At 50.3% G+C, this 13,282-nt stretch carries 9 protein-coding genes and 3 pseudogenes; 9 read left to right on the forward strand and 3 right to left on the reverse strand.

Features of this window, described 5'->3' with window-relative positions; translation table 11 throughout:
* Window positions 1-275 precede the first annotated feature (275 nt).
* The 8 genes from gdhA (at window position 276) to DWY89_RS04130 (ending at window position 10,862) form a co-directional block, all read left to right on the forward strand.
* A complete protein-coding gene (gene gdhA, locus DWY89_RS04095) occupies window positions 276-1,628 on the forward strand; it encodes an NADP-specific glutamate dehydrogenase (protein ID WP_118524395.1) in 1,353 nt (450 codons plus the stop codon).
* 276 nt (window positions 1,629-1,904) lie between these two features.
* The gene (locus DWY89_RS04100) at window positions 1,905-3,053 is read left to right on the forward strand and encodes a TAXI family TRAP transporter solute-binding subunit (protein ID WP_233430208.1); all 1,149 of its coding nucleotides are present in this window, start codon (window positions 1,905-1,907) and stop codon (window positions 3,051-3,053) included.
* A 41-nt stretch (window positions 3,054-3,094) separates the two neighbouring features.
* Entirely contained in the window at window positions 3,095-5,092 is a 1,998-nt protein-coding gene (locus tag DWY89_RS04105; RefSeq protein ID WP_182434486.1) for a TRAP transporter permease, read from the forward strand.
* A 310-nt stretch (window positions 5,093-5,402) separates the two neighbouring features.
* Entirely contained in the window at window positions 5,403-6,317 is a 915-nt protein-coding gene (locus DWY89_RS04110; RefSeq protein ID WP_107000639.1) for a S1 RNA-binding domain-containing protein, read from the forward strand.
* Window positions 6,318-6,388: 71 nt separating this feature from the next.
* Window positions 6,389-7,120, forward strand: coding sequence for a GTP pyrophosphokinase family protein (locus DWY89_RS04115; RefSeq protein WP_333491423.1), 732 nt, complete (start codon window positions 6,389-6,391; stop codon window positions 7,118-7,120).
* A 12-nt stretch (window positions 7,121-7,132) separates the two neighbouring features.
* Window positions 7,133-8,950 carry a glycerophosphodiester phosphodiesterase family protein gene (locus DWY89_RS04120; protein WP_117796255.1) on the forward strand — a complete coding sequence of 606 codons (1,818 nt, stop codon included), beginning with the start codon at window positions 7,133-7,135 and terminating at the stop codon, window positions 8,948-8,950.
* 38 nt (window positions 8,951-8,988) lie between these two features.
* A complete protein-coding gene (dtd, locus tag DWY89_RS04125) occupies window positions 8,989-9,447 on the forward strand; it encodes a D-aminoacyl-tRNA deacylase (protein WP_022359969.1) in 459 nt (152 codons plus the stop codon).
* Between the two features lie 20 nt (window positions 9,448-9,467).
* On the forward strand, window positions 9,468-10,862 hold the full coding sequence (locus DWY89_RS04130) for an aminopeptidase (RefSeq protein ID WP_117796254.1): 1,395 nt from the start codon (window positions 9,468-9,470) through the stop codon (window positions 10,860-10,862).
* Between the two features lie 161 nt (window positions 10,863-11,023).
* Here DWY89_RS04130 and DWY89_RS04135 read toward each other — a convergent pair.
* Window positions 11,024-11,746: pseudogene (locus DWY89_RS04135) on the reverse strand (recombinase zinc beta ribbon domain-containing protein); the annotation flags it as partial.
* A pseudogene (locus tag DWY89_RS04140) lies at window positions 11,742-11,993 on the reverse strand (AraC family transcriptional regulator); the annotation flags it as partial. The pseudogenes DWY89_RS04135 and DWY89_RS04140, both read right to left, overlap by 5 nt.
* Before the next feature lie 188 nt (window positions 11,994-12,181).
* Between DWY89_RS04140 and DWY89_RS04145 the strand changes: the two are divergent.
* Window positions 12,182-12,547 carry a helix-turn-helix transcriptional regulator gene (locus DWY89_RS04145; RefSeq protein ID WP_173900632.1) on the forward strand — a complete coding sequence of 122 codons (366 nt, stop codon included), beginning with the start codon at window positions 12,182-12,184 and terminating at the stop codon, window positions 12,545-12,547.
* Between the two features lie 169 nt (window positions 12,548-12,716).
* On the opposite strand, the pseudogene DWY89_RS04150 reads toward DWY89_RS04145, so the two are convergent.
* Window positions 12,717-13,282 (reverse strand): annotated as a pseudogene (locus tag DWY89_RS04150) (hypothetical protein); the annotation flags it as partial.

Genomic DNA, 13,282 nt, shown 5'->3' on the forward strand with positions numbered 1-13,282 from the left:
AATGTGCCAGGACACATTCGTTGTCCATCTCCGAGTTATAATCAGGAACAATATAACTCCATAAGCAAATAATAATAACATCTATAACACTATTTTTATTTGATTCTGACGAAGAAATGATCTATAATACATTATAGAAACAGAAAAGTTCACAAAAACAATTTGGAACCAGAGGGAATTATGTACAAGATTGATGAAACCATCGTCAAGTATTTGTGGTAACCATAGTTCAGTGAACTATTCAAACTTATATACATATCAGGAGGTATTATCCAATGAGCAAGTATGTTGACAGAGTTCTTGCAGAACTCAAAGAGAAAAACGCACATGAAGCCGAATTCCTTCAGACAGCAGAGGAAGTATTATCCACTCTGGGTCCGGTTGTAGATGCACATCCGGAGTACGAGAAGGTTGCTCTTCTTGAGAGAATGGTTGAGCCGGAGAGAACTATCGAGTTCCGTGTACCGTGGGTAGATGACAACGGCGCTGTTCATGTAAACCGTGGCTATCGTGTACAGTTCAACGGCGCTATTGGACCGTACAAAGGAGGCTTACGTTTCGCTCCTTCTGTAAACCTGTCTATCATGAAATTCTTAGGCTTCGAGCAGACTTTCAAAAACAGCTTAACAACCCTGCCGATGGGCGGTGCTAAGGGTGGTTCTGACTTCGACCCGAACGGCAAGAGCGATGCAGAGGTTATGAGATTCTGCCAGTCCTTCATGACTGAGTTATATCGTCACATCGGACCGGACGTAGATATCCCGGCTGGTGACCTTGGTGTAGGTGCTCGTGAGATCGGTTACCTGTATGGCCAGTACAGAAAGATCCGTGGTGCATTCGAGAACGGTACTATCACTGGTAAGGGAATGTCCTTCGGTGGTTCTCTGGTACGTCCGGAAGCAACTGGTTACGGCGCTGTTTACTATGTAGAAGCAGTTATGAAACATGAGAACGATGACATCAAAGGCAAGAGCGTTGTTGTATCTGGTTTCGGTAACGTTGCTTGGGGTATCTGCAAGAAACTGGCTGAGCTGGGTGCTAAGGCTGTTACCCTGTCTGGTCCGGACGGATACATCTATGATCCGGAAGGTGTTGTAACTGAAGAGAAGATCAACTACATGCTGGAGATGAGAGCATCTGGACGTAACAAAGTTCAGGATTACGCAGACAAGTTCGGCGTACAGTTCTTCCCAGGTGAGAAACCGTTCGGCGTTAAGGCTGACATCGTTATGCCGGCTGCTACTCAGAACGACGTTCGTATGGAAGAGGCTAAGAAGATGGTTGCTAACGGCCTTAAGTACTACATCGAGGTTGCTAACATGCCAACTACCAACGAAGCTCTTAAGTTCTTAATGGAGCAGAAGAACATGGTAGTAGCTCCGTCCAAGGCTGTTAACGCAGGTGGCGTTCTTGTATCTGGTCTTGAGATGAGCCAGAACAGCGAGAGATACAGCTGGACAGCAGAGGAAGTTGATTCCAAACTGCATCAGATCATGACTGGTATCCATGACGGTTCCGCAGCAGCAGCTGAGAAATACGGCTTAGGCTACAACCTGGTAGCTGGTGCTAACATCGTTGGTTTCCAGAAAGTTGCTGATGCTATGATGGCTCAGGGTATCTGCTGGTAGTCAGTAGTTCCCCATACCATATGGAGTGAATGTATAAGTAATATAATTGCATAACGCAGTTACATAAAGAGACTGCTGATTCGGACAACCTGGCGACAGGAAGTCCGGCTCAGCGGTCTTTTTTGCGTAATAGGAAATTCCTTGGAATTCCCTATTACGCAAAAAGGCACTAACGTCCCAAGGAATAATTCTTCCCTCCCACACATAAAATAGTAATGGTAATTTTTGACAGTCTATCTAAGACGTAAATGTTCAAGCAGGGAGGAGAATGAGAGAATGAGAAGAACAAAAAAGACGAAAAAAACGAGAATGCAGGGACACATGGCAGTAGCAATTTCCATGGCGATGGCGGCAGGGCTGGCGCTGACGGGATGCGGCAGTACCGGAACGACAGGAGTATCGGCAGAGACATCTGCGGGAGGTAAAAATGAAGCCGGGAGGAATACTGCCGGTAACACAGCAGGCGGACAGGAAGAAAGTCAGAGTGGGGCTGGCGCTGCGCAGGTGACAGACACGAAAAAGGGCGGAAAGGATGGCGGAACCAGCCTCATTTTCACGACGGGAGGCGATCAGGGTACATATTATGGATTTGGCGGCGTGCTTGCAGGAAAGATAGGGGAATCGACCAGCACTTCGGTGACGGCGATCACATCGGGCGGTTCGCAGGCAAATATCGAGGCGCTGGATGCACATGATGCGGATTTGGGATTTGTGCAGTCGGATGTCATGGCATATGCCTACAATGGTACGAATCTCTTTGAAGAATATGGAAAAGTTGCTGATTTCTCGACCGTGGCGGCGCTCTATATGGAGCAGGTGCAGATTGTTACGCTGGATCCGTCGATTCAGTCGGTAGCCGATCTGGAAGGCAAAAATGTTTCGGTCGGCGCGGCGGGGTCAGGCGTCTATTATAATGCGGTGGATGTGCTGGGAGCATATGGATTGGATATCGAAAAAGATATAAATCCGACGTATCAATCCTTTGGGGACAGCGCAGAGGCGCTGCAGGATGGCAAGATTGATGCGGCATTTGTCGTAGCGGGTGCGCCGACGACCGCAATCACTTCCCTGGCAGCGACGAAGGATGTGTATCTCGTCAGCCTGGACGATGAGCATATGGATCAGCTGATTAAAGAATCGCCATATTACAGCAAAAACACGATCCCAGCGTCCGCGTATGGAACGGATGAGGATATCAGGACGGTGGCTGTCGGTGCGGTAGTAGTGGCGCGCGATGACGTTCCGGCAGAGGATATCTATAACTTCTGCTATGGCGTCTTTGAAAATATGGATTCCATCAAGGCGGCGCATGCGAAGGGAGCGGAGCTGAACCTTGAATTTGCCACTTCGGTCACAGCGGTTCCGTATCATCCGGGAGCAGCGGATTATTTCGCAGAGAAAGGGATGGAGGTGCCGGTGAAATAAGGGGGAAACCCAGAAATGAAGTATGAAAGGGGGTTATACGAATGGGTGAATGGAAGGAAAAGAAAAACAGGGCACCAGATCTAAAATACCTGGAACGTGAAAGCCTGAAAAAGGGCGATTCGGACACAGGGACAGCTGCGGATGTTGAGTTAGTCATGAAAAAATATGACCGCGAGTCCAACACGCGCGTCTGGCAGGGGAAACCAGCATCGATCATCCGGTGGCTGTCGGTATTATTTTCCGTTTACAGCATTTATGTGACGCTTTTCAGTACCGCCTTGCCGGAAATCCGGTTGTCGATGTTTCTGGGAATGATTCTGATTCTCGGGTATCTGCATTATCCGGTTCAGAAGGGAGACGGACGCATCAACCATATGCCGTGGTACGACTGGGTTCTGATGGCAGTGGGGGCGGTTCCATTTTTCTATTTTGCGGCGAACTCGCATGCGATCATTAAGCTGGCGACGCGGGTCACGAAGAATCCGGTTATGGTGCTGATGGCGATTCTGGCGCTGCTCTCGCTGATGGAACTTTGCAGGCGTTGTGTGGGAATCCCGATTCTCTGTGTGGTCGGTGCGCTGCTTGTATATACATTTGCGACGGTGCGCTTTGGAAAGGTTATTTATGATTTATTTTACACGACGAGCGGCGTTATGAATACGCCGATCAATGTCTGTGCAAAATATATTGTGGTCTTCATCATTTTCGGGGCGTTTCTGGAACGGACGGGGATCTCGAATTTTTTTATCGACCTGGCGAACTGTCTCTGCGGTTCCTCGGCGGGCGGTCCGGCGAAGGTGGCGGTTATCTCCTCGGCGCTCTGCGGGATGGTATCGGGATCTTCGGTTGGAAATACTGTCACAACGGGTTCGGTCACGATCCCGATGATGAAAAAATGTGGTTACCGCCCGGAATTTGCCGGAGCGGTGGAGGCGGCTGCTTCGACCGGCGGGCAGATCATGCCGCCAATCATGGGCGCGGCAGCATTCCTGATGGCAGAATATATGGGCGTGCCGTATGCGACGGTGGCGCTGAAAGCGATTCTTCCGGCAGTGCTGTATTTTGCGGGTATTTATATCGCAGTGCATCTGGAGGCACAGAAACTGGGACTTCGTGGAATTCCGCGGGAGGAACTGCCGCAGATGCGGGTGCTGATGAAACAGATCTATCTGCTGGCACCGTTGATTGTGCTGGTGGTGCTGGTATCGACAAATACATTTACGATGCAGTTTTCTGCGTCGGTAGCGATCTTTGCCGCGATTGCGGTCGGTGCTCTGAACCGGAATAACCGGATCACGCTGAAAAAGATTGTGGATGCGCTGGAGGCAGGCGGACGCGGCACGATCACGGTGGCGGTTGCCTGTGCGATGGCGGGGCTGGTGGCTGGATGTATCACATCGACCGGTCTGGCATCGAAGCTGATCACGGCAATTGTGGCAGTTTCCCAGGGAAAACCGCTGATCGCGCTGTTCCTGACGATGTTATGCTGTATCGTGCTTGGCATGGGCGTTCCGACGACGGCAAATTACTGTATTATGGCGGCGACCTGTGCGCCGATTCTGATTGCACCGGAGATCGGGATCAATCTGGTCTGCGCGCATTTCTTTGTTTTCTATTTCGGAATCGTGGCGGATATCACACCGCCGGTGGCATTGGCAGCTTATGCGGGTTCCGCGATCGCGAAAGCGCCTCCGATGAAAACGGCGCTCAATGCGACGCGGCTGGCGGTTGCCGCTTTTATCGTGCCGTATATTCTGGCATTTAACCCGGCGATGGTATTCATCGACACGAATGCACTGCAGGTTGTGCAGATCTGCATCACCTCGCTGCTCGGTATCTTCGGGATTGCGGCGGCGCTTAACGGTTTTCTGTTTGGATGGCTGTCCGTTGTAGAGCGGCTGGTTTTGATCGTGGGCGGTCTGTGCATGATGGATCCGGGCGCATGGACGGATCTTCTGGGACTTGTGTTGGTTGGCGGTGTGACATTCTGGCAGAAGAACCATGGATTGGAGAAAGATGCGGAGACGGGTGTTGGATGAATGAATTCGCATTGCAGTTTACATAACGTGTAAACTGTGATGTGAAGTGTGTGTAAACGTAGACCGCACAGGCGCAGGCATGTGCGGTCTTTTGTGGCATAGGAAACTTCGTGCGGTTTCAGCAAGGTATGTTTTTTGTTTCCGGTGGGATGTTTGCAAACCAGAGGCTGTGAATCGGGCGGTAGCGAATCGATTTTAAGATAATTTTCACAAATTCACTCTGGAAATATCGGGTGGAATATGGTTAAATAGTCAATAGAGTTTTGCCACCCAAAAGAGTGTAGAAGGAACGGAAAGGAGAAATACCAGGATGGATGAGAATAAAGAGTTGGTAGAGACAATGGAGGACTATGCCGAGGAGCTGGAGGCGTCTTTCAAGCGTCTGCATGAGGGCGATATTGTGACTGGCACGGTTGTTGCAGTGACGGACGACCAGGTGCTGGTGGATTTGAAATATTTTGCTCAGGGCGTGATTGACCGTGAGAATCTGAGCAATGATCCGGATTTTAATATGAAAGAAGAGATTCAGCCGGGCGACCTGCTCACGGCAACGGTAATTCAGACCGACGACGGCGAGGGCAATGTCGTTTTATCCCGCAAGGAGGCGAATGACAGGATGACGTGGGAACATTTCCGTCAGCTGCTCGATGAGCGCACACCGCTTGAGGTTACTATTTCCGAGGTCGTAAACGGCGGTGCGGTTGCGATGGTGGAAGGCGTGCGCGGCTTTATACCGGCGTCGAGACTGGATGCAGCGTATGTCGAGGATCTGGACAGCTGGAATGGAAAGAAGATTCCGGTGCTGGTGATTGAGGCGGATGAGGAGAAGAAACGTCTCGTCCTGTCCGGCAGAGAGTTGGCGAGAGAAAAACAGGATGCGGAGAAGAAGAGCCGGATTGCGCGTTGTGAGACCGGCGCGATCATGGAAGGAACGGTCGAGACAATCAAGCCATACGGCGCGTTTGTTCTGCTGGAAAATGGCTTAAGCGGACTGGTACACGTTTCCCAGATGAGTAAAAAGCGCGTGGAGAATCCGGGTGCAGTCGTAAAGGTGGGACAGAAAGTGACGGTGAAAATCCTGTCTACCGCAAATGGCAAACTAAGCCTTAGCATGAAAGAGGTAGAGCCGGACGAAGCGCCGGAAGAGGAAGTATTTAATTATCATGAGTCAGGCGAGGCGACAACCGGGTTTGCTGAGCTGTTAAAGGGCTTTAAATTTGACTAAATAGCAGTAAAGGAGAGGGAAAATTGAATATCCCTGAGACGTATAATCAGCTTGACCAGTGGACGACAGTCATGTTTCTGTACAATTCTGCCCTGAAAGCGATTAACACGAAAATTGAAATTCTAAATAACGAGTTTATTCATTTATATAATTACAATCCGATTGAGCACATCAAATCGCGCCTGAAAACACCGGAGAGTATCGTCAAGAAGCTTAAACGCGGTGGACATGAGGTGACGATCCCGAACATGATTGAGCATCTGAGCGATATTGCGGGCATCCGTATTATCTGCTCGTTCAGCCCGGATATTTACCGGATCGCGGAGATGATCGCGCGTCAGTCGGATGTGACAGTGCTGGTGGTGAAGGATTATATCAAGAATCCGAAGCCGAACGGCTACAAGAGTTACCATATGGTTGTGACGATCCCGATTTATCTAAGCGATGGTCCGGTGGATACGAAGGTGGAGATCCAGATACGGACGATAGCGATGGATTTCTGGGCAAGTCTGGAACACAAGATTTATTATAAATTTGAAGGAAATGCGCCGGATTATCTGGAGCAGGAACTGAAAGCCTGCGCGGATATGGCGGATATGCTGGATAATAAGATGTTTTCCCTGAATCAGGCGATCACGAAGATTGCGGAGGAACAGGCGAAGGAGAAGGAAGCTGCGAAAGTGGCGGAGGAAATGAAGAAAGCAGAGCGGGAGGATGTGCCCGCGGGGAACGAGCAGGAGCCGAAAGACGGGAAACGGAGCGGGGAAGCTGCGTCCGGGAACCGGAAAGAAGCCGGAGAGTAAGAGACGAAGAAAATGAAGATACGCAGGCGGATGGGTGAGACAAAGCAGATTGTTCAGGTAAATGGGGGGAATATTCTGCTGTTTGAGCTGGCTTTCCGTTTGCTCACGCTGCCGCTTCTTTTGCAGGCAGTGGCGGCGCTGTTCCGGCTGTCGGTGCGCGCGTCTGGCTACAGTTATGTGACGGTCAGCAATCTGGTTTCCTACCTGCTGCGGCCGGTTACGATCGCGATTCTGGTTTTGATGGCAGCGATCCTACTGGTGGGAGTTTCCATCGAGGCGGCGGGACTTCTGGCGGCATATCAGGCGGCGGCACTCTCGCGGAAAATGAGCGCTTTTTCGATGTTTGCGGCAGGCATCCGTCTGACGGTATCAGAGATCCGAAAGCGGAATCTGAGGTTGTTTCTGGTGCTGGCGGTTCACGGCCTGGTGCTTCATTCATTTTTGATTTACCGGATGTTATGTCATGTGAAGGCGGTCAAATTTATCCTTCCAGCGCTTCTGGCGGAGAACTGGGGGCGGCTTTTACTGGTTGGCGTGATTGTTGGCGCGGTTGTGATTTCACTTCCGACGATTTTTATCTGTTTTGGCTGTATGCTGGAGCAGCGGTCGTTTCGGGGCGGATTTCTGCGAAGCAGGGAGCTGCTGCGCGGTAATCGGGTACAGGTAGTTGGGACGCTTGTTTTGTGCAATCTGGCAGTTACGGCGGTAACGGTGGTGCTCTATCTGATTGCGGTTGTGATTGTGGCGGTGTTTGCTGTCTGGTTTGCGGACCGGCGTCTGGAATTGATTCTGGTTTTAGAGGCGCGCGACCGGATCGAGATGGTTTTGATGCCGCTCATGAGCATCGCGCTGATGTCGGTCAATTATGGCGCATTGACGGTGTTATATGTGCAGCTGGACCGGAAACGTCAGAACAAAGAGCGCTGGAAGTTTGAAGCTGGCGAACATGCGGGTCTTCCGTGGATGAGCCGCCGCAACCGGATGGCGGCGCTGGCACTTCTGACGGCATTGAGCGCCGGAGCAATGTACGACGCTTTTTACCGGGGCAATGTGCTGGCGGCGGATCAGCTGAGGGAAGTGCAGCTCACAGCGCATCGGGGCGCATCGACGAGCGCACCGGAGAACACGATGCCTGCGATGGAGGCAGCGGTCGATCAGATGGCGGATTTTGCAGAGCTGGATGTGCAGGAGACGCGGGATGGTGTGCTGGTATTGTTCCATGACAGCACTCTGGAGCGGATCGACGGGACGCGGCGGACGATCCGATCGCTTTCCTGGGATGAGCTGCAGCAGGTAGATGCCGGTGGCTGGTATTCGGAGCAGTACAGCGGGACGCGGATTCCGAAGCTGGAGGACGTTATCGAATATGTCAGGGGACGGATGATGCTGAACATCGAGATCAAATATGCCGGCGCGTCGAGCGATCTGCCGGAAAAGGTCGTGGACTGTATCCGGGAGAATGATTTCGTAGAACAGTGCGTCGTGACATCGACGAGTCTTTCTTATTTAAAGCGGGTGAAGGCGGCGGATCCGGATATTTATACGGGCTATATCCTGTCGGCAGCATATGGAAGCTATTACGAGGATGATGCGATCGATTTTATCAGCCTGATCTCCAGTTCAGCGAACCGGAAGCTGATCGAGCGCGTCCATGCCTGTGGTAAGGAGGTTCATGTCTGGACGGTCAATAAAAAGAGTGAACTGGAGCGAATGAAGATGATCGGCGTCGATAACATCATCACCGACCGGCCGATCCTGGCGCGGGAGGTCATTCTGGGCGAGGAAAATGCGGAGAATCTGCTGGCGCGGCTGAGGGCGCTGCTGCGGTAAAGAAAGATTACAGGAAAAATAAAAATCAGGAGAAAAACATGAGATTTGTACTACAGAGAGTCAAACACGCGAGTGTAAAGGTAGACGGCGAGCTGATCGGCTCGATCGGCCGTGGATATATGGTGCTGATGGGCGTCAGCGACACCGACACGGAGGAAATCACCGACAAAATGGTGGATAAAATGTGCAAGCTGCGTATTTTTGAGGATGAGAACGGCAAGACGAACTGTTCGCTGGCGGATGTGGATGGCGAGATCCTGCTGATCAGCCAGTTTACTTTGTACGCGGACTGCAGCCACGGAAACCGCCCGGGCTTTACGGGTGCGGGAAATCCAGAACTGGCGAACCATCTTTACGAACACGCGCTGGCGCGCTGCGCCGGACAGGTGCGGAAGGTCGAGCACGGTATTTTCGGGGCAGATATGAAGGTCGAGCTTTTAAACGATGGACCATTTACGATTCTGCTGGATAGTGATACGATAGTGAAAAAGAAATGATTTGCAAAAGGAGGAAGGATATGTCAGTAGCGAAAGAACAGAGAGAAAAACTGATCTGGGAATTTCCTAATATTGGAAAGAAAGCCCCGGAGCAGGAGGAAAAGGCATTTGCATATTGCGAGGGATATAAGGAGTTTTTAAATGCGGCAAAGACCGAGCGCGAATTTGTGCGCGAGGCGGTGCTCCGCCTGAAAGAGGCTGGTTATGAGGAGTTCGAAGAAGGAAAAATCTATCAGCCGGGCGACAAGGTATACCAGATCAACCGCAAGAAAGCGCTTCTGATGAGCACGTTCGGAAAACGTCCGCTGGAGGACGGCGTCCGCATTAACGTGGCTCACATCGATTCCCCGCGCCTGGATCTGAAACCGAACCCGCTGTATGAGAAGGCAGAGGCGGCATATTTCAAGACCCATTATTACGGCGGCATCCGCAAATACCAGTGGGCGACGATCCCGCTGGCGATGCACGGCGTTGTGATTTTAAAGGACGGCACCTCGATGGATATTTGCATCGGCGAAAAAGAGGGCGATCCAGTCTTCTGCGTGACCGATCTGCTTCCGCATCTTGCCGCACAGCAGAATGAGCGGAAACTGAAAGACGGCATCAAGGGCGAAGAATTAAATATCATTGTTGGATCCCTGCCGTACCCGTGCGAGGAAGAAGACTCGATCAAGGAGCCGGTCAAGCTGCTGGCGCTGTCGATCTTAAATGAGCGCTTCGGCATGACGGAGAAGGATTTCCTGCGTGCAGAGATCGAATTTGTGCCGGCAGTAAAAGCAACGGATGTCGGTCTGGACCGCAGCCTGGTCGGCGCTTACGGACAGGATGACAAGGTGTGCGCGTACACGGCACTGACCGCAGAGATGAAAGTCAAGTCCCCGGAATATACGACTGTTACGATTCTGGCAGATAAAGAGGAGATCGGTTCCGTTGGAAATACCGGCTTAAATTCCGATTTTACCCTGCATTATATCGAGGGACTGTGCAAGGCAGGAAATGTGGATGTCCGCAAAGTGCTGAAGCATTCTCTGTGCCTGTCGGCGGATGTCAATGCGGCGTATGACCCGACGTTTGCGAGCGTATTTGAAGAAAAAAACTCCTGCTATCTGAATAAGGGTGTCGTTTTGACGAAATATACGGGTGCGCGTGGCAAATCCGGCAGCAACGACGCGAGCGCGGAGACGATGGCGAAAGTGATCCAGATCATGGATGAGGCAGGCGTATACTGGCAGATCGGCGAGCTGGGCGCAGTAGACGTCGGCGGCGGCGGCACGGTTGCCCTGTTTGTGGCTGGCATGGATGTAGATGTTGTGGATATGGGTGTTCCGATTTTATCCATGCATGCCCCATTTGAGCTGGCATCGAAACTGGATATCTATAATACATATCTGGCATTTGCAGCATTTTGCAGCTAAAAAATAGCCAGAAAATTCCGTCAGGAAAGACAAAACGTTTTTTTCTGGCGGAATTTTTTATCAAATAATTCATATCCGGTTTCCTTAAATTGGGAAAAACATCGGTGTACAAGGGGTACAAACAAGATAAAATAGAAATGAGGGGCGATAGAGCGGAAATGTCAGATTTTCCACTCTATCTGAACACGGTCGCTGGTGGCCTTGATCGTAGAGATCAAACCATCGGCGGCTTTTCTTTTGTCGTCAAAATCTATGCTGTCCCAGTTGTCGAGATAATAGGATAACTTCTTTATCTGCTGGGGCGATATGGTTTCAACACTCAATTCGGCGATTGCCTTTGAAATGGTCTGGCGTCGGGTGTCCAGTTCTTCAATTTTTTTGTTAGCGTAGGCAAGCAAGGTCGCATTGGCTCCGGTCAGCGTATCAAGCAGCTTTTCAATTTCTGACTCCACCTGTGCCAGCTCCACTTGATAGGCGGTCAGTTTCGGATTGACTTTTTCCTCTCTGCCGTGGAGTATCTGAAAGTCTTTGAACTTTTCCTGCATGGCCGAGAAAATGAATTGCTCAAATTCTTCTTTGCGGATTTTCCCGCAGCCCGGACAGCCTTTGTTTTCCGTCCGTTTGGTACAGCGGAAATATCCGGTGCTGTTTGGTACATGGGTGGCTTTCAGAGCATACCCACAATGCCCGCATTTGATTTTTCCGGCCAGCCAAGTATTTTTCGGTTTCCGTCCCTGCTGGAAGGTGGTATTTACCATAAGTTTTTTTCGGCATTTCAGCCATGTGTCAGAGGAAATGAGTGCTTCGTGGGGAGCGATAACAAGTATCTGGTCTTTTAAGCACCTGTCCTTGTCCTCCTTCACATCCCGCCCCTGATAGAGATGTGTACCCATATTTTAAGGCAATTTCCAACACTCTTTTATTTGTTCGTTGTAATTCAAAAGCAGCTTGTGTCATTCTACGGCGTTTTATATATTCAGCTAATGAAATTCCTGTAATGTAAGAAAACATCCGTTGAAAGTAATAAGTTGAGCAACACGCTATCTGGGCAGCTTCATCGTAAGATATGTCACTATCCAAATTATGCTCTATATAATCTATGGCGTTGTTTATTCTTTTCAACCATTCCATACAGATTCCTCCTTTTTGACATCATACCTGATATAAGAAATTTAATCCTCGCTTTTTCTGCTCTCTTTTGTAAACTTTAACTTAATAAAAATTTGTATGCAAGTCTAAGCGAAATAAAATACTACTTAATGTAAAATCTCATTACATTCTCATAATCTAACACGAAATGTAGAATGATATAGGGTGATATGAGAATGAACCAAGATGAAAGAAGGTTTGACTTTCACGGCCTCGGGGCGGCTCTCAAAAGAGCCAGAGAAGAAAAGGGCTGGACACAAGCCTATGTTGCGGAATTAGTAGACCGTGACTCCCGTACCATTATGAATATTGAGAACAAGGGTCAGTATCCCAGCTTTGACCTTTTTGTTAAACTCATTACCATGTTTGACATTTCAGTTGACCAGTTTATTCATGCGGACGGAGGGGCAAGGTCAAGTTCTTGCAGAAAGCACATTGATGTGCTTCTAAACTCCATGAATGAAAAAGAGCTTGTCGTAATAGAAGCCACAGCCGAGGGCATTAAGAAAGCCAGAGAAACGGAGGTTCCAGAATAAGGGCCTCTGTTTTTTTGCGCCATTTTAGGGGCTGCCGCTAAGTGGCAAGCAATGCCTCTGTGGCCACAAGTGGCACAAAGGCGGCTTGTTGGGGCTCGCCCCAAACCCGTATCTTCGGGCCAACATGGCCCGAAGTGTCAGCGTCGCTTTGCTCCTTATTTTCATAACCTTAACGCTCCTTTTCCTGCTTTCTTCCCGGCTCGGTGTAGCCCATCAGAGTGTCAATGTTCGCCTTGATCGTGACGATCTCCTGCATATCCCGTCGTGCCTTCTGGTATTCTCCATAGAGCTGTTTTTTCTTTGCTGTGAGCTTGCGGCCTTCCTCCTTCAGCACATCCATTTTAGGGAGCTTCGCCCCGCCCAGCAGAGAGCGCATTTCCGCTTGTGCAGCCCGGTACAGTTCAAGGTCGGCCTCATGCTCCGCAAGGAATTTCCAGCTGTACTTCGTCGCCTTATACTGCTCAAAGACTGGGCGGGTTTTGGCATACTGAACCGTTGCGGCCTTTAGCCCGGCATTGGTTTTCATGGCCTGCTCCGTCTGCTTGACCTGTTCGGAAATAACATGGAAACGGTCTGCCGCCTCGGTGGCTTTCTTCGCCAACTGCTCATAATCGGTCAGGTTATTGTCCTGTATATAGGCAAGAGCGGCGGCCATCTGCTTAATGTTAAATACCTTCGCCCAGCGTTCATATCCCGGCCCCTTACCGGCAGCCAGCTTTGCTTGAATATCCACCG

The sequence above is a fragment of the Clostridium sp. AF27-5AA genome (assembly GCF_003478415.1).
In the GTDB taxonomy this organism is placed as follows: Bacteria; Bacillota; Clostridia; order Lachnospirales; family Lachnospiraceae; genus Otoolea; species Otoolea fessa.

What these genes read in the sequence shown, in the direction of transcription:
- DWY89_RS04120 (WP_117796255.1), top strand. Translation starts at nt 7,133, where the DNA reads ATGAAGATACGCAGGCGGATGGGTGAGACAAAGCAGATTGTTCAGGTA.
- DWY89_RS04130 (WP_117796254.1), top strand. Translation starts at nt 9,468, where the DNA reads ATGTCAGTAGCGAAAGAACAGAGAGAAAAACTGATCTGGGAATTTCCT.
- DWY89_RS04110 (WP_107000639.1), top strand. Translation starts at nt 5,403, where the DNA reads ATGGATGAGAATAAAGAGTTGGTAGAGACAATGGAGGACTATGCCGAG.
- DWY89_RS04115 (WP_333491423.1), top strand. Translation starts at nt 6,389, where the DNA reads ATGTTTCTGTACAATTCTGCCCTGAAAGCGATTAACACGAAAATTGAA.
- DWY89_RS04145 (WP_173900632.1), top strand. Translation starts at nt 12,182, where the DNA reads ATGAGAATGAACCAAGATGAAAGAAGGTTTGACTTTCACGGCCTCGGG.
- DWY89_RS04100 (WP_233430208.1), top strand. Translation starts at nt 1,905, where the DNA reads ATGAGAAGAACAAAAAAGACGAAAAAAACGAGAATGCAGGGACACATG.
- gdhA (WP_118524395.1), top strand. Translation starts at nt 276, where the DNA reads ATGAGCAAGTATGTTGACAGAGTTCTTGCAGAACTCAAAGAGAAAAAC.
- DWY89_RS04105 (WP_182434486.1), top strand. Translation starts at nt 3,095, where the DNA reads ATGGGTGAATGGAAGGAAAAGAAAAACAGGGCACCAGATCTAAAATAC.
- dtd (WP_022359969.1), top strand. Translation starts at nt 8,989, where the DNA reads ATGAGATTTGTACTACAGAGAGTCAAACACGCGAGTGTAAAGGTAGAC.